The following is a 21,005-nucleotide window of genomic DNA, read 5'->3' on the forward strand; positions in this document are numbered from 1 at the left end:
CACTATATTTGCCCCATTTTTTAGAGGAAAATTCAGATGAATGGCCCGTTATTAAGCCTTGATCGCACTGATTTAAAAATTTTGGATATTCTTCAAACAGATGGGCGTATTTCGAACAGTAAATTAGCCGAGCTTGTGAATTTATCTCCAACTGCTGTGATGGCACGAGTTCAAAAGCTAACAAAAGATGAATTCATTTTGGGATACGAGGCTAAGTTAAACCCTGTTAATTTAAATGCTAATTTTCTGGTGTTTGTTGAGGTATTACTGGATAAAACAACACCAAATGTTTTAGATGAATTTATTGATGCTGTGGTGCACTATCCAGAGATTGTTGAATGTCACATGGTAAGTGGAGGCTTCGATTTTTTAATTAAATTACGAAGTGGCAGTATGGAAGAATTTAGACGCATTGCGGGGCAGGTGTTATGGCAGTTACCTGGGGTAAAAGAAACCCGGAGTTACCCAGTGATGCAGGTAGTAAAAGATACTTCAAAAATTAAAATCAAAATTAAAAATAAATAAAGAGGCCGAAGCCCCTTTATTTATTTCAATGATTTATACGCTTTCTTTGTAGAGTTTATCTGCTTGTTCAAAGCGTCCAGTTACTGTGGTATTTGGCGCTTTGGTTAAAAGACTAACAACAATGATGCTGATAAACGCAAGGATAAAGCCAGGAATGATTTCGTAAACACCAGTGCCTGCGAAAAGATTTTTCCAGCCAATAACTACAACTGCACCAACGATCATACCTGCTAAAGCACCTTGTAAATTCATACGTTTCCAGAACAATGACAAGATGATAAGCGGACCAAACGCTGCACCGAAGCCAGCCCAAGCATAAGCAACAAGACCAAGAACCTTACTATCTGGGTTCCCTGCAAGAACGATAGCAAGAACAGCAATGACAAGAACCATTACACGGCCAACCCATACAAGTTCTTTTTGAGATGCATTTTTACGAAGGAAACCTTTGTATAAATCTTCAGTTAAGGCACTTGAACATACCAAAAGTTGACAGCTTAACGTGCTCATAACAGCAGCTAAAATTGCAGCCAAAATGATACCCACAATCCATGGATTGAATAAAATTTTAGTCAATTCCATAAATACAGTTTCAGGATTTTTGCTTACAACTGCTGCTAATTCAGGGTGTTGCTCAAAATAAGCAATACCGAAGAAACCAGCACCTACAGCACCCATTAAGCATAAAATCATCCATGTCATACCGATACGACGAGCAGCAGGAATTGATTTTACTGAGTCGGCTGCCATGAAACGTACAAGGATGTGTGGTTGACCAAAGTAACCAAGTCCCCATGCCATGGAGGATAAAACAGCTACCACACCAAAATCTGAGATGAGATTAAATGCATGCGGACGTGCAGTTTCAATGAGGGTAACAAAATGAGTTGTGTCCCCGATCGCCAGATAAGTCACGATTGGTGTTAATATCAGGGCAAAAATCATTAGTCCTGCTTGGAATGTATCCGTCCAGCTGATTGCTAAGAATCCACCAATACAAACATAACTGATTGTCGCAATAGCACTGAGCCAAATAGCTGTGTTATATGACATACCGAATAAGTTTTCAAACAAACGGGCGCCCGCTACCATGCCAGAAGCACAGTAAATAGCGAAGAAAACTAAAATAATAACCGCCGAGAATATACGAAGTATTTTTTTCTGGTCATCAAAACGGCTTGTAAAATAATCTGGCAAAGTTAATGCATTATTTTGGATTTCAGTATGAACGCGTAATCGACCAGCAACCAGTAGCCAGTTAAGCCAAGCACCGATAATTAGACCAATTGCAATCCACGCTTCAGATAAACCAGAAAGATAAATCGCTCCTGGTAAACCCATGAGTAGCCAACCACTCATGTCTGATGCGCCTGCGGATAATGCAGTAACAAAACTGCCTAAACTACGACCACCGAGAATATAATCTGAGAAGTCGCTTGTAGCACGGTAGGCAAATAAGCCAATAAGTACCATTGCTACGATGTACACCATAAACATGATGAGGGTGGGATCAAAATAACTCATGATGGATGTGTGTCCTTATATCCATAATCCGTGATTGTAACCTAATCCAGGTCGCTGTTTTCTTGTACGGCATTCAAGAGGTTGAGATTCAACCACAAAAGATTTTTTTTGCTCTGTTGTTTTTGTATTGTATTTTTTGTATCTTTGCGTAAATCACTGTAAATAAAATTACAAACTAAAAAAATATATTACTAATCATTTGCTTATGATATTTTTAATATTTTATTTTTTTAAATTATTTTGAGAAAAACAAGTTTTAAAAAAAATAACTCGATATTTAGTTATAAAGAGCGCGAAGAGCAAAATTTTATTGTGTGAAATTAGAACAATGTTAGGAAATTTTATCCAAAAAATAATAGTTTTCATTCAAATTAAGTTTATTTAGTCCTTAAAAATAGCACTTAATTAGTTAAATTCTCGAAAATTTTATGCATTCCTTGAGTGGCTGGTATCTTTAACAATTCGTATTGTTGAGGAACACGGACATGATCTGTTTTGGGATCTATATAATAAGCTTTACATTGATCTGAAATTTCATGCACTAAACCTGCAACCGGATATACGCTTAATGTCGATCCAATTACAATAAAAATATCTGCACTTTGCACAAGCCTAATTGCTTCTTCATAAGCAGGGACAGCTTCACCAAACCAAACAACATGTGGGCGAAGAGGGTAGCCATCTGGGCAAAAGTCACGCTCTAAGTCTAATTTCCAACCTTTAACCTCATAAAACTGAGTAGTGAATTGTGCATTTGGACCTGAACTTTTTGCTAACCGAATGTTTCCATGCAAATGTAAAACGTTGGAGCTTCCCGCGCGTTCATGCAAATCATCAATGTTTTGAGTAATAACTTCTACATCAAAATAATCTTGTAGTTTGAAAATATATTGATGAGCTGAATTAGGTTCAGACTCTAAGATATTTTTACGTCGTTCATTATAAAAGCGTTGAACTAAAGCTGGATTTTTCCTCCATGCTTCAGGTGTAGCAACTTGCTGAATGTCATAATTTTCCCATAGACCATTACTATCACGAAAAGTGCTAATTCCACTTTCGGCACTCATACCCGCGCCAGAGAACACAACAAGTTTTGTCATATAGGTCACCCAATCAGATAACTGACTTCAAATTAATTGTATGAACAAAGAAAAAAACCAGTCTAAATCTAAACTGGTTTTTTTATTAAATATTGAAAACTATACCTATCTTATAGGCCAGCTTCATATTCTGCATTTGTTAAAAGTTTTTCAACATCTGCAATATTGTCTGGTTTGATTTTATAAATCCAGCCTTTACCGTATGGATCGTCATTTACAAAATCAGGATCATCTTCAAGGTCAACATTTACTTCTACTACAGTGCCTGAAACAGGAGCATGGATGTCAGAAGCAGTTTTTACTGATTCAACAACTCCAGCTTGTTCGCCTGCTGTAACTTGACTACCAACTGCTGGAGTTTCAACGTAAACCAAATCGCCAAGTTCATCTTGTGCGTGGTCAGTAATTCCTGTAATAACAAGATCACCTTCAATTTTTACCCACTCATGTGTACGTGCATACTTCAGTTCCGAAGGATGATTCATGGTAACTCCTTAAGCTTGTGTCCAATAGTTTTAAAAATTATAAGTATGGGTCTTTACGCCAGTTGCTCGGACTGCGGCCGCTCCAGCGTTTAAAAGCACGGCTAAAATTTGCAACGTCTGAATAACCAAGTTCGTCTGCAATCTGTTCAAGACTATAATCTGTACGCGAAAGCAGAGATGTTGCATGCCGATAGCGTACTTCATCAACTAATGTAGAAAATGAAGTTCCTTCTGCGGCCAACTGACGTTTAAGTGTGCGATCTGACATATGTAGGTATTCTGCTACATTTTCAATGCTTAAGTAATGTTGTTCAGAATTACTTAAAATATCGCGAACTCGCATTGCTAAACGACGACGCTCACCCAAAGCAGAAAGTTCAGCTTCACATTGATTAATGGCAACTTGACTGGCGATTGGATCTGAATTAATTAATTTAAGTCCTAGATATTTTTTATCAAAACTTGAAATTAAATGTGGTTGATTAAAGCGAATAGTGCTACTTAGTTTATTTCTATATTTGTCAAAACCTTCGGGTTCTGGGAAATCTAAATCTACATCACCAGCTAAATCTTCAATACCCGTCATGGCTTTCGCCATACTCATGATACCAATAGTTAAACCTAAAACGATTTCTGTACGTAAAGGCTCAAGTTCAATATCACACTGTAATTGCAAGGTAGCCTTAGGGCCAAAAGTTGAGAAATATAATTGTAAAAAGGGCAAGCGTAGTTGAATAAAGCGTGCTGCAAGCGCAATTGCTTCTGTAATGTCTTTGGCTGTCATAATTGCATAGCCAATGAAACCATGAATTGAAATACGCATTTGAGTACCAATATGGTAACCCAAAGTAGTTTCACCAGTTAAATTAAGAGCGTGTTTAACCAGTTCATTTGCTACTGGTGTAGAAATACGATAGTCAGGGTCAGCCAGTTGCTCGCTGGTAAGATGAAATGGAGCAAATAATGTTTCATCGTTGTATCCCCAACGTGAAACAACATCTAATAGCAATAAGCCATAGACACCTGGAATACCCTGATCTTGACGAGCTGAGGTAATTTTCATATGCGTTCCATTGCTCTCATCAATTTTTCACATGCATTTCTTACACATATTGTCATGAAATATAATCTGAGTTTATAAAAACTGTTAGACAATCATATTAACCATTTTTAAACATTTTTTTTAAAGACAACAATTTTTGTTGTTGAAATAAGTAAAACATCCCCATGTTGATTTAAGGCTTGCGTAACGTAACTTACAATACCACGATCTAATTTTGTTTTGGACGGGGTGATCGCTGAAATTTCAGCTTCAACATGAATTCTGTCACCCGGTCGGGTAGGACGTGGCCACCTCAAACTAGACTCAGAGCCGATCAAACCACCATGAATAGGTATGCATTCTGTCCATAAGCGCATAGTGATGGCTGAGGTGTGCCAACCACTGGCTGCAATCCCTTGAAAAATAGGGTCATGCTTAGCTTGCTCTTCATCTGTATGAAATGGTTGAGGATCATAGAAATTTGCAAATTTTTTGATTTCATCTAAGGTGATTTCATATTCACGGCTAATGAAACGATCACCAATTTTCAAATCTTCTAAATAAAGCATTAATCTTGACCCTGTAAAACTTTTTGTTCAAACAGGAAGCCGCCTGTTTGGCGTTTCCATAATTGTGCATATATTCCATTTTGAGCAATTAATTCTTCATGTGTTCCTTGCTCAGCAATTTGACCTTCATCTAGAACAATTAAACGGTCCATCTGTGCAATAGTAGATAATCGGTGTGCAATTGCAATAACCGTTTTATCAACCATAAGGTCATTTAAACTTGATTGAATAGCTGCTTCAACTTCTGAATCTAATGCACTGGTCGCTTCATCTAAAATGAGAATAGGCGCATCTTTTAAGAATACGCGTGCAATAGCAATACGTTGTCTTTGACCGCCAGAAAGTTTTACACCACGTTCACCTACTTGGGCGTGATATCCATTACGACCTTTTAAATCAACCAGTTGAGGTATAAATTCGGCCGCTTTGGCTTTATTTACAGCGTTCTCCATTTCAGCATCAGATGCATCTGGGCGGCCATATTTAATATTTTCAGCCACTGAGCGATGTAATAAAGACGTATCTTGGGTTACTAAGGCAATATTCGCTCTTAGACTATCTTGAGTCACATTTTCAATATTTTGGCCATCAATTAAAATTTCACCGTCTTTAAGATGATAAAAATGTAAAAGTAACTGAATAAGCGTAGACTTTCCTGCTCCAGAGCGTCCGACAATTCCTATCTTTTCACCTGCTTTAATATGTAAGTTGAAGTGATCAATGACATTTTTATTATTATAAGCAAAGCTTACGTCTTTAAATACAATTTCGCCTTTGGTTACTTTAAGTGTTTTTGCATCTGCTTTGTCTTGAATATTGATTTTTTTACCTAATGTTTGCATACCATCTTGAATGGTTCCAACATTTTCAAATAACGCGGACATATGCCACATCATAAATTCAGCCATACTATTAAGCTTTAAAATCATGGCAGTAGTCGCTGCAATTACCCCTAATGCTGCTAAACCTTGAGTCCATAGCCAAACTGAGGTACCAATAACGCCAATAAATAAAACGGCTGATAGCATGTTGATACTTATTTCAAAAAGAGTGCCTAAACGCATCTGAGCATAGACTGTCGTCATAAACTCTTTCATTGATGCTTTTGCATATTGGCTCTCACGTCCTGCATGAGCAAACAATTTAACAGTTTGAATGTTGGTATAGGCATCAGTAATGCGGCCAGTCATAACCGCTCTGGCATCAGCTTGTTGTTGCGAAACTTTACTTAAACGGGGAATAAAGAACCATGCACTTAATAGAAATAAAGCTAACCAAACTAAAAGTGGTATGAGCAAAATTGGTGAAATCGCCCCAAGAACAATGCTAACGGTAATAAAGTAAATAGCGACGTAAGCCAACATGTCGCCCAAAATAATCCAGAATTCACGGATTGCTAGAGCAGTTTGCATCACTTTTGCAGAAAGTCTGCCAGCAAAGTCATTGTGGAAAAAATCTAAGCTTTGTTTTAATAACAGATTATGAAAACGCCAACGCAAACGCATTGGAAAAGTACTATATAAAATCTGATGTTTAATAATAGATTGAAAGTTTACGAAAAAGATATTAGCAAATAAAACACCAATTAAAATCAGTAAATCAGTCGTGTGTTGACTTAAAAAACTTTCAGGGTGACTTTTACTTAACCAATCTACGAGTTGTCCAATCTTTGAAAAAAGTAAGGCTTCAAAGCTTGCAGCACCTGCTGTAAACAAAATAAGTAAGAATAAGTATGGGCGTAAGCCTTCCGTCGCTTGCCAGACAAATGGAAAAAAACGAGTTGGTAAAGGTTCATCCAGACCTTTTGTTGGGTAGGGATCTACAAGTTTTTCAAACCACTTCAGCATGAATTACTACCTTTGAGACAAAAGCCACTTAATTAAGTCTTTGCAGTTAAATTTACAGAAAAGTCAGTTAGATCAATATTACTTAGGTTTTCGATCTTTTGAATATGTGCAAATACACATGAACTGATTACGTTGTACGTCATTCATTAGTAGATGACGTAAAATTTGGATGCCTGAAGAAATCTTCAAGACTGTCGCGAGGACTTAAAAAATTATGATTTATTATATCGGGATTAATAGATAAAGTGGTGAAGGAATTTATTCTTTAAGTATTTTTTCTTAATATTTTGAACATTTGTTGAATTAATACTTTTTAAACCAATTGGAAAAAGGCCTTTACTTTATATGTGCATCATAAAGGCCTTTGTATGTGTTACCACATTAAATCATCAGGAATAACATAGGCTGCATAAGGATCTTCTTCATTTGTGGTTTGTTCATTGGATTCAGCATTGTTCAATAAAATAAAACCTTTCATCTTCTGATCAATTTTTTCAGCTAATGCTTTGGGTAAGTAAGCATATTGATTTTGATCTTTAGCAATCAGCAAACTGCCTGCAACAAGGGCATTATATATTTGCTGAGAAATATATACTTTTTTGATCTTACCCTCATCAATAAATTGATAAACACTATCACCATCAGTATTTGAAATCTTATGATGTTTAATCATTTGAATGATTGATGCTTTGAGGGCTTTCTCCTCAAGTTGTTGCTGTTTTTCTAAGTTTAAGGCCTGATCTTTAGCTAACTTTTCTTGTTGAGCTTTTTCAATATTTGCTTTGATTTCAGGCTCATCGCTTTGACCGATACGTTGTTCATGATGAGCTTGTTTTGTTAGTTTTTTTGCTTTTTTATTGTCTACTAACCCAGCTTTTAGTAACTGTGCTTGTAAGGCATTTTTAACCATGACTTAATCCTTATGTGAAGTTGATGGGCTGTACAGGTAAACTACCCAGTAAGAAATACTTAAGACTAAGCTTAGAGTTGCCGGCAATAAAAATGCTTGTAACTTTAAATGCGGATGTACCAGCGCTGCGAGAATTCCACCAAGAAGAAAACCAGTAAAAATAAGTAAATGTAAAACAATACGTCGGTTTTCTACTGGTAAGCCTCGGGCTTTATATCCAAGTGCTAAACCAATATCTGTCAAAACGCCAGATAGATGGGTAGTTCGAATAATAGTTCCTTTATAATGGCTCACCATTGCATTTTGTAGTCCCATCGCTGTACAAGCCCATAATAATCCATAGCGTGGAAAATAAGGAAGTAATAACCAGCAAAGAAAAATGAATAAGGCAACAAGACTCAAAGGTAAACCATAGCGACGACCTAGTCGAAAATGGCTACTGCCTAAAATAAAGCCACTATAAAATGAACCACAAACATAACAAATAATTACCAGAAATAAAAAGATGATATGTTCTGGTTGCCACTCCACCAAACTCATAGCTAACATACTAACGTTGCCAGTCATATGTGAAATAGATTGATGCAAAAGGGTAATTAGCCCTAATACATTAATCATTCCGGCATTGAATGCCAGCAAAAAGGCTCCGAGTTGGAACCAGTTTGGTAGACGTTGAAATGGCATTTTGTTTAAGAAGCTTGTTTAGAACGAATATCTACAGCTGCGGTAAATAAAACATCCGTAGATGAGTTAAGCGCTGTTTCTGTAGAGTCTTGTAATACACTAATAATCATACCAATAGCCACAACTTGCATAGCAATTTCAGTTGAAATACCAAATAAACTACAAGCTACTGGAATGAGAAGTAAAGAACCACCAGCGACACCAGAAGCACCGCATGCTGAAACTGTAGCAACAACTGACAAAATAAGCATTGTTGCGAAATCAACATGAATTCCAAGCGTATGCACAGTTGCTAGTGTGAGTACAGTAATTGTCACTGCTGCACCCGCCATATTTACTGTTGCACCCAAGGGAATAGAAACACTTGCCGTAGATGGATTAACACCTAAGCGCTCTGCCAAATCTAGGTTAACTGGAATATTGGCTGCTGAACTTCGTGTGAAGAAAGCAGTAATCCCACTTTCTTTAAGACACTTCAACACGAGAGGGTATGGATTTCCACGTATAGTAAGTGCAACAAGAATTGGATTGATGACTAAAGCAACAAAGAACATCGTACCTAATAGTACTATTAATAATTGCGCATAACTTTCAAGTGTTGCGAGGCCAGCGTCTGCAAAAGTTACTGCAACCAAACCGAAAATGCCGACAGGTGCAAAAGCAATTACTTTATGAATAATAGCACTGACAGCATGTGCAATATCCTGCATTACTTCTTTTGTGGTGTCTGAGCTATGGCGCATAGCTAAACCTAAGCCAATTGCCCAAGCTAGGATACCGATAAAGTTTGCTTCACTCATTGCCTGAACAGGGTTGGCAATAAAGCTTAAAAGCAGATTTTTTAAAATATCAGCTAAACTGCCTGGTGCTTGCAAATCATTGTGTGAAACGGTGTTAAGGAACAAATTACTAGGAAAAGAAAGACTAACAATCACAGCTGTGAAAGCAGCAAGCAACATGCCTACTATATATAAAATCATGATTGGACGTAGATTTGCACTATGACCCACTTGAAAGTTGGCGATAGATGAAAGCACCAATACAAAAACTAAAATAGGGGCAACAGATTTTAATGCTTTAATAAAAAGCTCACCAAACAAACTTAAATATGGCGTAACGTCTGGGAATAATAATGCAACGCCAATACCTAAAATAATGGCGAAAATAATCTTGGCTACCAAGCTTAATCGAGAAAGAAATTCAAGCATATAAAGACCTTATTAACCTATTCATGGCTAAAGGTTGAACAAGCGGAGTATTTTATACTTAAGTTATGTGAATCTTAAGCTTTTTTATGCCAACTAGAGTTTTTTATAATGATTGGTAATATTAAAATATTGTTTTAATTGTATTTATTGTTTAAATTTAACTTTTTCTATTGGTGGATTTGCTTGTTAAATGTTCGTTAATAAAACGGATTATTTCAAAAAGCTGTGAAAGTACCGTATGAGTTAAAGAGAAATGAATTGTTGCAACAGTAAAGGGGATAAATGAGACTTTGGAAAAGCTACGCGAATTTTCAAAACTTTGTGCTTGGATTAGACTCTAAGCTTTCAAGCTGAAAAATCGCATATTTCAGGAAACTACGAATATTATTATAAATTTATAATTTAAAGATATTATTTATTTACACAGTACAGTTGGTGAAGTGTATTTAAAATTGAATGCATATTGTCATCCTTAATAGAATAGAAAATTTGCTTACCATCGCGACGAGTTGATACAACATCACTTTTACGTAACATCATAAGCTGTTGAGAAAGAGTGGGCTGTGTAATTTGAGTCTTCTCTTCAATTTGTGAGACATTTAGCTCCTCATAAGCTAAGTGACATAAAATTAATAAACGATCTGTATTAGCCAAAGATTTGAGAATTCCAACGACTGAATCAGCCGCATTTTTCATTTCTTCAATTTGGAGTCCATCTTTCATACTTTATACCTATATCAATATAGCGGGCATAGTATAGATTGATCTTGCGGAAATGAATGTAGCAAAACTAATCAATCCAATTGTTTTTGTTGAAAAGCAATATAAGGGGAACTGATAAATAAGTAGTATTTTTAATTAAAAACAGTTGTTTGTATCTCTTTTGTGTTTAAAGTGTTGCATTGTGTTATAAGTTTAATTGTTAAGTATAAGTGAATGGATGCCAACATGAAATAACCGCTATTTCACTCCGATAAATAGTTAAATCTAATTTATCTTTGAATGAAACATAAAAAATGATTGAGTTTTTATTTTTTAAATATATAATCTGTTTTGTACAGACAGGTCTGTATATTTTGGTTTAGTGAAGTCGAAAAAAACGTCTAATTTTGAACCAAAATGACTTTCAGACGCAGCGTGATAGAGAAGAAGAATATTAATATAAGAAGAAGAATATCACGCTTTATTTTTAAGCAGCTCTTTCAAAGTCGATTAATTTTTCAACTCGACTCCAATAATCATAAATTTTTATTGAACCATGTTCGACCTGAGCTTGAATAGTCATACCTTCTAATATATTAACCAGTAACAAAGATAAAGGACCAGGTTCTTTTACATCATATTGGTTAAGAAGATTTTGCATGAGTTGAGTCAACCAAGCTTTATACAAAGTCGCAGGTTGATGAGTTGATGGGTACTGTTTTAAAACTTCTTCCAAAGCTTTCTGAAACATACAGCCATTAAAGTCTTCACTATTAAACCAGTCGGAATACCATAAAAATACAGCTTTAATTCTCGCAAGAGGGTCTAACTCATCATGTTTTGATAAGGCAGAGGTAAGAGAGTTTTGTAAAAGCGTATTCCGTAGAAGTAGGCATTCTTCAATTAATTTTTCTTTTGATGGAAAATGCTTATAAAAAGTCATTTTTGCAACGCCAGATTCATTAATGATGCGATCTACACCTATAGAATTATAGCTATACGAGTTAAAAAGTCTTAATGCGGTGTTAATAATGTCATCTTTCTTTGACATGTTTGTAGCCTCTCACAAATGAATTGCTATTCGCTTGAAATGTGATCTGTATTAATGAGAATCTGGACCTTTAATTTTACAAGGTATTGTTTGTTATTGATAGAAAAAAGATATTATTTTTTTAAACGATATCGTTTAAATTTTAAGGAAAAAGTAAGTAAGAGGTATCTCATTTTTTATAAGTAGGCTGTTTTATTTTTAATTCTCATTTCAAGATTTCTTTAGGTTTAATAATCTTAGTCACTCATTATTTAAGATCTTGTAGATAAATCTAATGAATAATAATCGAACGTATTTTGAGTTCAGTTACTAATCTAAAAGTAGACTTTTTCACTTTCATAAAAAGTCTACTTTTATTAAAACGGTTACTCTGCAGGAGGTAAAAGCATCAGAATAGATTCATTTAACAAGTGAGCAACGTTTTCTAGTATTTCATCATCATTAAATTGGTTATCGAATGGGAGGCTATCTCCATTTGCAATCGCTTTTAATTTTTGCTCAAAGGACTCAGCTATAAATAAGGCTTCACCATTTCCCCAAAAGTTTAGGGCTCCGTTTTGTTCTGTATAAAGTAGGCGAGAGGCTGGTTCCAAAAGAACTTCATATCCTTCGTGTAAAATTTCTTTCAAGTCATCAGCTTCGATTTCATCAGCTTCTGGAATATTATCTGGATATTTAGCTTCACTCATATACGACATGATAGCGGCATCAAGTGCCGATGAATCTTGTAATTGAGCTAAAACTAAGCCTTTTAAGTGGTTCAGTTCAGTTACGTTAATTTCACCAATTTGACTCATCTGTTTGCGTGCGATGTCTGTAACAGGATTTTGCAATATAGTATTAGCTGAAAATTGATCACTAATACGTTCCATCATCCCAGCAACGTTTGGCATGCGAAAGCCAAATGAGAATGTTAGGCAATCATCTTCGGCAACACCATAATGCGCCATTCCGGGTGGGACATAGAGCAAATCGCCAGGCGCTAAGACTTCATCAAATTGCACATCTATTTCTGGTAAAAGTTTTAATGGTTGATTAGGTACAAATGCAGTGTTTACATCACACATTTGTCCTAATTGCCAGCGACGATGTCCGTGCCCCTGAACTAAAAACACATCATAAAAATCAAAATGTTTTCCTACTGAGCCGCCTTTAGGGGCGTAGGAGACCATAATGTCGTCACGACGCCATTGAGGAATAAAAGGAAATTTTTTCCAAAGTTCAGAAAGATCAAAAGAGTAGTGATCTACAGCTTGTACTAAAAGCGTCCATAGTTTTGGTAGCTTTTGAAAGTCACCTTTGGTTAGAGGGGAGGATTTAACGTGCCACTCATTTGGATTTCTATCTTTTTGGCGAATGAGTCGGGCGCTCGCATGTTCTTCTAAAGCAAGTTCTTGCACATCTTGGGGTTCTAAAAGACCTACAATCTCGGGAAGTCCATTGCGCACAAGTAAAGGTTTTTTCTGCCAATATTCTGCTAAAAATTGTTCGGCAGTAATACCGCCTAATACTGCTAAAGGTTCTGTCATGAAAATAACCTGTTTATAAAATATCTAAAATTAAGGAATTTGGAGATCTAGCTGCCTTAATATCTGGCAAAGTTGAATCATCGGTAGGCCCATAAGAGTCGTTTGATCTTGGCCTATCATTTTTTCGAACAAACTAATTCCTAAACTTTCACACTTAAAGCTACCAGCACAATGGAGTGGTTGGTCTAATGCAATATATCTTTCAATTTCGGCTTGATTCAAGGTTCGGAATTTAACTTGATAATGTTCAACAAGCGTTTGCTCAAAATTTTTCTCAAGCCATTGCACACTAAGTGCAGTACTAAAAAAGACAGTTCGACCTGAATTTGCTGCTAATTGTGCTTTGGCATTTTCAATGGTCATGGGTTTGCCAATGAAGTCGTCAGGGGCATGTTCTCGCCACGCAACTTGATCTGAACCAATAACAATTGCAGTTGGGTTCTGTGTAGCAATCACTTGGGCTTTTGTAAAAGCCAGCCTTTTCGCAAGTTCGTCAGCATGGAGCTCATCGCGAGGACTCTCGTCAATATCTGGACTAACACAGATATAGTTAATCGCTAAGCGATCCATTAAGGCTTTACGCGTTTGACTGCTTGATGCCAAAATAATTTGTGGCTGCACCATTACACTGCAAATTCCATTAAAACATCTAAAGGTACATAGCTTAATACAGCTTGATGACATGCATGTATTTTGATGGGAGGGGCTTGACCCGCTTGATAAGCTTCTACCCAACGAGTAACACAGATACACCAGAAATCACCGGGTTTTAGGCCAGGGAAATCTACTTCTGGTAAAGGGGTAATAAGATCATTACCAATTTTTTGTGAAAAATTTAAGAAATCAGAGGTCATTTGCGCACATACGGTATGTTGACCAAGGTCTGTTACTGCTGTGTGGCAGAAGCCATTTCTAAAATAGCCGGTAATAGGGTCAAAACAGCAACTTGCTAAAGGTTCCCCTAAAACATTTAAACGATTGATTTGTGGATCTGGATGAATAGACATAATGGATGAAATATCAAATGACTATCTCTATCATAATCAAAACTGGGGCTTTCTACAGCTTTTATGCAAAAAAACTAACCTTTTTTGATGTAATCATTTAAAATTAGCGCGTTTTTAAAATCATAAAGAGAGCTTTACATGAATTTTCAGCGTATGACTGACCTTAACTTAACAGGTAAACGTGTCCTTATTCGTGAAGATTTAAACGTTCCTGTCAAAAATGGTGTGATTACTAGCGATGCTCGCTTGCGCGCGGCATTACCAACTATCAAAGCTGCTTTAGAAAAAGGTGCAGCTGTGATGGTGTTTTCACATCTTGGTCGTCCTGTTGAAGGTGAACCAAAGCCAGAACAATCACTTGCGCCAGTCGCTGCTTATTTAACAGAAGTATTGGGCCAAGAAGTTAAACTGTTAACAGATTACCTAGATGGCGTAGAAGTTCAAGCTGGTCAAGTCGTATTGCTTGAGAATGTACGCTTTAATCATGGTGAAAAGAAAAATAATCCTGAACTAGCTCAAAAATATGCTGCATTATGCGATGTATTTGTTATGGATGCATTTGGTACTGCTCACCGTGCAGAAGCATCTACTGAAGGTGTAGCTCGTTTGGCTCCTGTAGCAGCAGCAGGACCTTTGTTGGCAGCTGAGTTAGATGCACTAGGCCGCGCAATGCAAACTCCTGAAAAGCCAATGGTTGCAATTGTTGCAGGTTCTAAAGTTTCAACTAAACTTGATGTTCTAAACTCTCTTTCTACTATTTGTGATCAACTTATTGTTGGTGGTGGTATTGCAAATACATTCTTGGCTGCGGCTGGTTTTAATGTTGGTAAATCATTATACGAAGCTGACTTGGTTGAAACTGCAAAACAAATTGCTGCGAAAGTAAGTGTTCCACTTCCTACAGACGTGGTGGTTGCCGATGCATCGCAAATTAATTTTGAAGATTTCTTAGGTTCTCTAGCGGCAACAGAAGCTGTTGTGAAGAAAGTAGAAGATGTTACTGCGACTGATATGATTTTAGATGTTGGTCCGGAAACAGCTAAAGCATTTTCAAATATTTTAAAAACATCAAAAACGATTCTTTGGAATGGTCCAGTAGGTGTATTTGAAGTTGATCAGTTTGGTGAAGGTACTAAAGCGCTTTCTCTTGCTGTTGCACAATCTGCTGGTTTCTCGATTGCGGGTGGCGGAGATACATTAGCTGCGATTGATAAATATAACGTTGCTGATCAAATTGGGTATATTTCTACAGGTGGCGGTGCATTCCTTGAGTTTGTTGAAGGGAAGACTTTACCTGCGGTTGCTGTTTTACTTGAGCGTGCTTAATACTGTTATCTAAAAATAAGAAGGGATTGGGTTGCCAATCCCTTTTTCATTGATAAGTCATTAAACTGTCATATATCTGAAATAAAATAGCAAAAATTAAATCACCAACTGTGGACAATAGTGATGAATTTAAAGCTTACATTTGCTGCTCTTTTAATTGTACCGATGATGTTAACTGCTTGTGCTAAGAAAGATGAGTCATCTCAAGCTGGACAAGAATCGGCAGCTTCTACTTCTGTTGCTGAGAAAGTAACACCTGAGCAACAAGCAACAATTGATGCGATTGATAAGCCAGTTTTAGATGAAAAGAATACAGATGTGGTTGAAGGTAGTGCACCAAGTGAGGTTGCTGCTTCAGAAACACATTAATTTGTTGTTTTTTGTTAAAAAATCCCTGCATATGCAGGGATTTTTTTTGAAATACTGTGATTTGTTGCTGAATTGAAATAAATGAAAGGGTAGAATAAGACGCACTACCTGGGAGGATATTATGGCACTCATTTCAATGCGCCAGCTCTTGGATCACGCTGCTGAACATAACTACGGCGTACCAGCATTTAACGTAAATAATTTAGAACAAATGCGTGCAATCATGCTTGCCGCAGATGCAACCAATTCACCTGTAATTGTTCAAGCATCAGCTGGAGCTCGCAAATATGCAGGCGCTCCATTCTTACGCCATCTTATTTTGGCTGCAATTGAAGAATGGCCGCATATTCCAGTGGTAATGCACCAAGACCATGGTACAAGCCCTGATATCTGTCAGCGTTCAATTCAGCTTGGCTTTAGCTCAGTAATGATGGACGGTTCATTAGGAGTAGATGGTAAAACACCAACATCTTACGAATACAATGTTGATGTGACTCGTAATGTTGTTGCTTTAGCACATGCATGTGGTGTTTCTGTCGAAGGTGAAATTGGCTGTTTAGGTAGCCTTGAAACTGGTATGGCTGGTGAAGAAGATGGTGTTGGTGCAGAAGGTGTGCTTGACCACTCACAACTTTTGACTTCTGTTGAAGAAGCGACTCAGTTCGTTGCCGATACAAATGTTGATGCACTAGCAATTGCAGTGGGTACTTCACACGGCGCATATAAATTTACGCGTCCACCTACAGGCGATATTTTGGCAATTGACCGCATTAAAGAAATTCATGCAGCATTACCAAATACTCACCTTGTAATGCATGGTTCGAGTTCTGTTCCACAAGAATGGTTAAAGGTAATCAATGAGTTCGGTGGTAATATCGGCGAAACTTATGGTGTACCTGTTGAGCAGCTTGTAGAAGCAATCAAACACGGCGTACGCAAAATCAATATTGATACTGATTTACGTTTAGCGTCAACTGGTGCGATTCGTCAATTTATGGCTGAAAACCCATCTGAGTTTGATCCACGCAAATATTTTGCTAAAACAGTTGATACAATGAAGCAAATTTGTATCGATCGTTATGAAGCATTTGGTACAGCTGGAAATGCTGATAAGATCCGCCCAATTTCTTTAGAGAAAATGGTTGATCGTTATAAATAATTCCCGTCAGGGTTTAATTTATAGAAACCGGTTAGTTATATAACCGGTTTTTTTATTAGGTAAATTTCATTCATAAAAAAACCTGTGATAAACACAGGTTTTGATGACGATAAAAGAGCTTACTTTTGTAAGTTCTTTTTGTCTAGACTTGGATCTTTGATTTCTACATACGCATTTGCACGTATTTCACGTAACCAACTATCGACTTCGGTATTAAATTGGCGTTCACCTAAAATCTGACGTGCCATGCGCTCTTGATATTCATGAGTCATATCTTTTTCACGTTTTTCAGTTACTTGTAAGATATGCCAACCGAATTGAGTTTGGAAAGGTTCGCTGATTTCACCTACAGGAATTTCCTGCATTTTTTTGTCAAATTCAGGCACCATCATGCCTGGTGTTACCCAACCTAAACTACCGCCATCACGCGCTGAACCCGTATCATTTGAATAGGTAGCTGCAAGGGTTGCAAAATCATCGCCAGCTTTTAAGCGTTTATAGATGCTGTCAATAATCTGTTTAGCATTTTCAAGGCTAACTACTTCAGAAGGTTGAATAAGAATATGGCGAGTTTGAAATTGAGGTACTAAAGCTTTTTGCTCATTTTGTTTACGTTCAATAAGCTTTAAAACATGTATACCATCACGTACTGAAATTAAGTCAGTTGTTTGACCTTCTTGTAGTGGAGTAATACGTGCTGCAAGTTCGGCAGGAATATCTGAAAGTGGGCGGAATCCCATGTCAGCACCATCAACTTTTACATTTGCAGTTGAAAGTTTTTTCAACGCGTTTATATCATTACTCTGCGCAAGCTTTGAACGCACTTCTTGAGCCACAGATTGAACTTCCTTAGGATTATCACCAGCAATACGTATATGAATTACATGTGCTTGGTTGCCTAAAGCAGCTTGTCCCTGAGGTGATTTTAAGAAGTTATCAACATCCTGATCACTAATTTTAATACGAGACATGACTTGTTGTTGGCGCAAACGACTAATCGCTAAATCTTCAGAAATTCGACTACGTAAACTCTCATAAGTCCCAGGTGCCATAGCATCTAACTTTTGCTGGAAGGCTTCTAAATTTTTAGCCCCAGATTGATTTGCTACTTTTAATACGGCTTCATTTAAGCTTTTTTCATCAGGTTTGATACCATATTTTTTAACTTGTTCAAGTTGTGCCTGACGCAAAATTAATTGGTCTAAGACTTGAAACTGTAAATATTGCTGAGGTGGAACCTCTTTTTTTTGTGCTTGTAGTTCGTGAGCAGCTTCAGCCATCCCTTGTTGAAGGTCGCTTTTTAAAATTACGCTATTGTCCACAATTGCCACAACTTCATCAGCGGGTTGGGCAAAACTATGCATTGATGAAGAGATTAGGGCAGCAAGAGTAGTTGCTTTAAAAAACTGTTTAAGATGCTTTGTCTTCATTAACGTTGTGTCCAAGATTGATTAATTTTGTTAAAACCTAAAACGCGATTTTCAAGTAGAGATGCGAGTTTATTGTTTAAACCACCTAAACCTTTCAGTGTAATTTCGGCCATAATCGCACGTTTTTCACTAACGCCTGGAGATTTTGGATCATCTAGATCGTTATAGTACGAGCGGCCATAAACTGAGATACCCCAACAGCATGATTCGTAATTAACACCGAGTAAAATTTCGCGGGCAACATCATTGTCCATGTCATATTGTACGTGACCCATGATACGCCAATTGTCTTTAATTGGTTGTATAAACGATGCAACAACTTGATCGTACGTATCTTGGCGGCCTGGAATATCTTTACGGTAGAAGTAACCTAAGTTATATAGATTCCCTTTATCTCCAGTATAATAAACTTGGAAATCACGTTGTGCGTTATCACCATTAGACATCCACGCTGAGTTGGCTGCGATAGTGAAGTTTTGGTTTAGTTGGCTTGTTAAACTTACAACCGGACCAGTGTTGCGTTCGGTATCAATCTCATCTTGCTCATTTAAAGTAACACGGCGATCTTCAAAGTAATAACTTTGACCTATGCTTGCACGTAAACGTTCTAAGCCTACTGTATCAAAAAGGCTATAACTTACACCAAGTGATAAGAAATTGTTGTCTTCAATGCGGTCATGACCATAGAAGCGGTATGGGTTAAATAATTGATCGTAATTAACCGACGCTGAAGTTGAGTCGAAGTTTGGATAACCGTTCTGATTTTTGTAAGGAGCGTAAGCATAAAATGCACGAGGGGTAATTGTCTGAAGATATTTACCTTCTCGTTCAAAAGTCAGCCCACTGTCCAAAGTAAACTGAGGTGCAACTACTGATTTAGATTCCGAGCTAGCATCTAGACCTTGTGAGGCGATACTATCTTTGTCATAGAATGTTTGAATAGAACGTACAGACACTTCAGGAATAATAAAGGCCGCTGGTGTACGGTAGTTATAACGCGTTGCGAACTGGTTATAAATACGAGTACCACTACTTTCTTGAGCGGAGCCATCATTAATTGACTTTTTGAAATATGCCGTATCGTTATTAAATTCGTATTGTAAACCTAATGGGTTGCCAGTGACATAATTTAATAAGAATTGTGGCAAACGGGCATAAGGTTTATTTGCATCCGAAATGAGAGGATCTAGTGTCTGGAAATCCTCAACTTTAAGCTGAGCTTTTAGGCCTGGAATTCCATGTTGATAGTTAAGTTCCCAGGCTCTACGTAAGTTTAGGTCTGTTTTAGAGTTGGGACTGTTATCTAAATCGGCAAAATAATCTTTATCCGAAGCATAGCGATATTCAAGGTTAGTAGACCACTGATCGTTAATATCCCAGTTATGAAGGAAATTGAAATTTTTACGATCTTTGTCGTCATATTTTTTATCAGACGGAAGTAAGCCACCCCATATTTGACCTGAACCGAAGCCATCAGTTAAATATCGGAACGAACCTTGTAACATTGCACCACGGTCAGCTAAATAACGTGGGGTAATCGTTGCATCATAGTTAGGTGCAAGGTTTAAATAAACAGGTACTGAAAGTTCAACACCGCCATCGTTTGAGAATCCAAACTGAGGGGTAAGAATACCTGTAGTTCGGCGATCATCAATCGGAAAGTTAAAGTAAGGAATTGCTAAAACTGGAACATCTTTAACATATAGTTTTGTTCCGTGAGTTACGCCACGTCCAGTTTCTTGATTTAATTCAATTTTATTTGCTTGAATTTTCCAGCTCGGTTTTTGACCCGGTGGGCAAGTCGTATAGGTGGCATCGTTAAGAACCATAACATTTGGCGATGTCCTCTCGATTTTTCCTGCATGACCATGGGCATGTTGCTGTTCAGAAATATAAAAACTATTGTCTAAATCACCCGTCTGGTTTTTTAGATTGTAATTAATTTCGTCACTCTGTGAAAGTAACCCGCCTTGAGCTAGTTGCACTCGGCCTTGTGCATGTGCAAAGGTTTGAGTTTTATCAATCGTAACCTTGTCAGCACGAACCGTGCGTCCTTCCTGATCAATAATGACATCGCCTTCTAAAACAGAGTCACCGGCAGGGTTGTAATGTCCATAATTAGCCGTAACGACAGAACTCGTTTTGTCGGCATCTAGTAATTTGGTCTCAGGGTTAATCGGTGTAACCCATGTACCCTGGCAAAATGCCGAGCTTAAATATTTATTGTTACGAAGCTGTGCCTCAGGTGCAGATTTATCAACATAATACTGTTGAAAGAATTCTTGACCTGGGTAGGCTTCTTTGATGCTCGCTTTAAGTTGATTATTGTCTATATTGGAGACAACATCAGCTGACTCAGCATAACTTGATTGTATGGAGCCACATAAGAGCGTAAAAATAGCTGTCGCTAAGGGATTAAATTTAAACTGATGCTTCATTGTCTCATTAACCAAGTATGCTAATTCACAATTAATTATTGTCGCATCATAGAGAAAAAGTTTATAAGTGGCTACACTTAACCCTTCAAAAATCTCAGCT

Annotated in this window: 20 protein-coding genes; 4 read left to right on the plus strand and 16 right to left on the minus strand. The window is 37.2% G+C overall.

Annotated features, from left to right (window positions below; translation table 11 throughout):
- Positions 1–36: 36 nt before the first annotated feature.
- Positions 37–525, plus strand: coding sequence for an Lrp/AsnC ligand binding domain-containing protein (locus I5515_RS06470; RefSeq protein WP_199965303.1), 489 nt, complete (start codon positions 37–39; stop codon positions 523–525).
- Between the two features lie 33 nt (positions 526–558).
- Here the strand turns inward: I5515_RS06470 and putP are convergent, their stop codons facing one another.
- The 14 genes from putP to I5515_RS06540 form a co-directional block, all read right to left on the minus strand.
- Positions 559–2,049, minus strand: coding sequence for a sodium/proline symporter PutP (gene putP / locus I5515_RS06475; protein ID WP_199965304.1), 1,491 nt, complete (start codon positions 2,047–2,049; stop codon positions 559–561).
- Between the two features lie 401 nt (positions 2,050–2,450).
- Positions 2,451–3,158 (minus strand): SIR2 family NAD-dependent protein deacylase, encoded by a 708-nt coding sequence (locus I5515_RS06480; protein ID WP_199965305.1) that lies wholly within the window; start codon positions 3,156–3,158, stop codon positions 2,451–2,453.
- Between the two features lie 101 nt (positions 3,159–3,259).
- Positions 3,260–3,634: a glycine cleavage system protein GcvH gene (gcvH, locus tag I5515_RS06485; RefSeq protein WP_199965306.1), complete on the minus strand. Its 375-nt coding sequence runs from the start codon at positions 3,632–3,634 to the stop codon at positions 3,260–3,262.
- A gap of 37 nt (positions 3,635–3,671) precedes the next feature.
- Positions 3,672–4,697, minus strand: a complete 1,026-nt coding sequence (locus I5515_RS06490; protein ID WP_199965307.1) for an AraC family transcriptional regulator — start codon at positions 4,695–4,697, stop codon at positions 3,672–3,674.
- 107 nt (positions 4,698–4,804) lie between these two features.
- Positions 4,805–5,245 (minus strand): MaoC family dehydratase, encoded by a 441-nt coding sequence (locus tag I5515_RS06495; protein ID WP_199965308.1) that lies wholly within the window; start codon positions 5,243–5,245, stop codon positions 4,805–4,807.
- Positions 5,245–7,092, minus strand: a complete 1,848-nt coding sequence (locus tag I5515_RS06500) for an ABC transporter ATP-binding protein (protein WP_199965309.1) — start codon at positions 7,090–7,092, stop codon at positions 5,245–5,247. The genes I5515_RS06495 and I5515_RS06500 overlap by 1 nt, the downstream gene beginning before the upstream one ends.
- A 373-nt stretch (positions 7,093–7,465) precedes the next feature.
- The gene (locus tag I5515_RS06505) at positions 7,466–8,002 is read right to left on the minus strand and encodes a DUF2058 domain-containing protein (RefSeq protein ID WP_199965310.1); all 537 of its coding nucleotides are present in this window, start codon (positions 8,000–8,002) and stop codon (positions 7,466–7,468) included.
- Between the two features lie 3 nt (positions 8,003–8,005).
- Positions 8,006–8,686 (minus strand): YoaK family protein, encoded by a 681-nt coding sequence (locus I5515_RS06510; RefSeq protein ID WP_199965311.1) that lies wholly within the window; start codon positions 8,684–8,686, stop codon positions 8,006–8,008.
- 5 nt (positions 8,687–8,691) lie between these two features.
- Positions 8,692–9,894, minus strand: coding sequence for a serine/threonine transporter SstT (gene sstT / locus I5515_RS06515; RefSeq protein ID WP_199965312.1), 1,203 nt, complete (start codon positions 9,892–9,894; stop codon positions 8,692–8,694).
- Between the two features lie 411 nt (positions 9,895–10,305).
- Positions 10,306–10,617 carry an ArsR/SmtB family transcription factor gene (locus I5515_RS06520; RefSeq protein WP_199965313.1) on the minus strand — a complete coding sequence of 104 codons (312 nt, stop codon included), beginning with the start codon at positions 10,615–10,617 and terminating at the stop codon, positions 10,306–10,308.
- A gap of 466 nt (positions 10,618–11,083) precedes the next feature.
- Positions 11,084–11,647, minus strand: coding sequence for a TetR/AcrR family transcriptional regulator (locus I5515_RS06525; RefSeq protein ID WP_199965314.1), 564 nt, complete (start codon positions 11,645–11,647; stop codon positions 11,084–11,086).
- 365 nt (positions 11,648–12,012) lie between these two features.
- The gene (locus tag I5515_RS06530) at positions 12,013–13,176 is read right to left on the minus strand and encodes a cupin domain-containing protein (protein WP_199965315.1); all 1,164 of its coding nucleotides are present in this window, start codon (positions 13,174–13,176) and stop codon (positions 12,013–12,015) included.
- A gap of 30 nt (positions 13,177–13,206) precedes the next feature.
- Entirely contained in the window at positions 13,207–13,800 is a 594-nt protein-coding gene (locus tag I5515_RS06535) for a Maf family protein (protein ID WP_199965316.1), read from the minus strand.
- On the minus strand, positions 13,800–14,183 hold the full coding sequence (locus I5515_RS06540; protein WP_003651438.1) for a DUF2237 family protein: 384 nt from the start codon (positions 14,181–14,183) through the stop codon (positions 13,800–13,802). Before I5515_RS06540 ends, I5515_RS06535 begins: the two co-directional genes overlap by 1 nt.
- Positions 14,184–14,321: 138 nt before the next feature.
- Between I5515_RS06540 and I5515_RS06545 the strand changes: the two genes are divergently transcribed.
- The 3 genes from I5515_RS06545 (at position 14,322) to fba (ending at position 17,037) form a co-directional block, all read left to right on the plus strand.
- On the plus strand, positions 14,322–15,509 hold the full coding sequence (locus I5515_RS06545; protein ID WP_199965317.1) for a phosphoglycerate kinase: 1,188 nt from the start codon (positions 14,322–14,324) through the stop codon (positions 15,507–15,509).
- A gap of 123 nt (positions 15,510–15,632) precedes the next feature.
- Positions 15,633–15,878, plus strand: a complete 246-nt coding sequence (locus tag I5515_RS06550) for a hypothetical protein (RefSeq protein ID WP_199965318.1) — start codon at positions 15,633–15,635, stop codon at positions 15,876–15,878.
- 121 nt (positions 15,879–15,999) lie between these two features.
- A complete protein-coding gene (fba, locus tag I5515_RS06555) occupies positions 16,000–17,037 on the plus strand; it encodes a class II fructose-bisphosphate aldolase (protein WP_003651441.1) in 1,038 nt (345 codons plus the stop codon).
- 119 nt (positions 17,038–17,156) lie between these two features.
- On the opposite strand, the gene I5515_RS06560 is transcribed toward fba, so the two are convergent.
- Together I5515_RS06560 and I5515_RS06565 are read right to left on the minus strand one after the other, a co-directional pair.
- Positions 17,157–18,467: a peptidylprolyl isomerase gene (locus I5515_RS06560; protein ID WP_199965319.1), complete on the minus strand. Its 1,311-nt coding sequence runs from the start codon at positions 18,465–18,467 to the stop codon at positions 17,157–17,159.
- Positions 18,467–20,905 (minus strand): LPS-assembly protein LptD, encoded by a 2,439-nt coding sequence (locus I5515_RS06565; protein ID WP_199965320.1) that lies wholly within the window; start codon positions 20,903–20,905, stop codon positions 18,467–18,469. The genes I5515_RS06560 and I5515_RS06565 overlap by 1 nt, the downstream gene beginning before the upstream one ends.
- Positions 20,906–21,005: the final 100 nt, after the last annotated feature.

Origin of the sequence: Acinetobacter calcoaceticus (assembly GCF_016508255.1) — a bacterium.
In the GTDB taxonomy this organism is placed as follows: Bacteria; Pseudomonadota; Gammaproteobacteria; order Pseudomonadales; family Moraxellaceae; genus Acinetobacter; species Acinetobacter calcoaceticus_E.

Excerpts from the sequence above, each read along its gene's own strand:
- I5515_RS06470 (WP_199965303.1), top strand. The coding sequence starts at position 37 with ATGAATGGCCCGTTATTAAGCCTTGATCGCACTGATTTAAAAATTTTG.
- putP (WP_199965304.1), bottom strand. The coding sequence starts at position 2,049 with ATGAGTTATTTTGATCCCACCCTCATCATGTTTATGGTGTACATCGTA.
- gcvH (WP_199965306.1), bottom strand. The coding sequence starts at position 3,634 with ATGAATCATCCTTCGGAACTGAAGTATGCACGTACACATGAGTGGGTA.
- I5515_RS06490 (WP_199965307.1), bottom strand. The coding sequence starts at position 4,697 with ATGAAAATTACCTCAGCTCGTCAAGATCAGGGTATTCCAGGTGTCTAT.
- I5515_RS06495 (WP_199965308.1), bottom strand. The coding sequence starts at position 5,245 with ATGCTTTATTTAGAAGATTTGAAAATTGGTGATCGTTTCATTAGCCGT.
- I5515_RS06500 (WP_199965309.1), bottom strand. The coding sequence starts at position 7,092 with ATGCTGAAGTGGTTTGAAAAACTTGTAGATCCCTACCCAACAAAAGGT.
- I5515_RS06505 (WP_199965310.1), bottom strand. The coding sequence starts at position 8,002 with ATGGTTAAAAATGCCTTACAAGCACAGTTACTAAAAGCTGGGTTAGTA.
- I5515_RS06510 (WP_199965311.1), bottom strand. The coding sequence starts at position 8,686 with ATGCCATTTCAACGTCTACCAAACTGGTTCCAACTCGGAGCCTTTTTG.
- sstT (WP_199965312.1), bottom strand. The coding sequence starts at position 9,894 with ATGCTTGAATTTCTTTCTCGATTAAGCTTGGTAGCCAAGATTATTTTC.
- I5515_RS06520 (WP_199965313.1), bottom strand. The coding sequence starts at position 10,617 with ATGAAAGATGGACTCCAAATTGAAGAAATGAAAAATGCGGCTGATTCA.
- I5515_RS06525 (WP_199965314.1), bottom strand. The coding sequence starts at position 11,647 with ATGTCAAAGAAAGATGACATTATTAACACCGCATTAAGACTTTTTAAC.
- I5515_RS06530 (WP_199965315.1), bottom strand. The coding sequence starts at position 13,176 with ATGACAGAACCTTTAGCAGTATTAGGCGGTATTACTGCCGAACAATTT.
- I5515_RS06535 (WP_199965316.1), bottom strand. The coding sequence starts at position 13,800 with ATGGTGCAGCCACAAATTATTTTGGCATCAAGCAGTCAAACGCGTAAA.
- I5515_RS06540 (WP_003651438.1), bottom strand. The coding sequence starts at position 14,183 with ATGTCTATTCATCCAGATCCACAAATCAATCGTTTAAATGTTTTAGGG.
- I5515_RS06545 (WP_199965317.1), top strand. The coding sequence starts at position 14,322 with ATGAATTTTCAGCGTATGACTGACCTTAACTTAACAGGTAAACGTGTC.
- I5515_RS06550 (WP_199965318.1), top strand. The coding sequence starts at position 15,633 with ATGAATTTAAAGCTTACATTTGCTGCTCTTTTAATTGTACCGATGATG.
- fba (WP_003651441.1), top strand. The coding sequence starts at position 16,000 with ATGGCACTCATTTCAATGCGCCAGCTCTTGGATCACGCTGCTGAACAT.
- I5515_RS06560 (WP_199965319.1), bottom strand. The coding sequence starts at position 18,467 with ATGAAGACAAAGCATCTTAAACAGTTTTTTAAAGCAACTACTCTTGCT.
- I5515_RS06565 (WP_199965320.1), bottom strand. The coding sequence starts at position 20,905 with ATGAAGCATCAGTTTAAATTTAATCCCTTAGCGACAGCTATTTTTACG.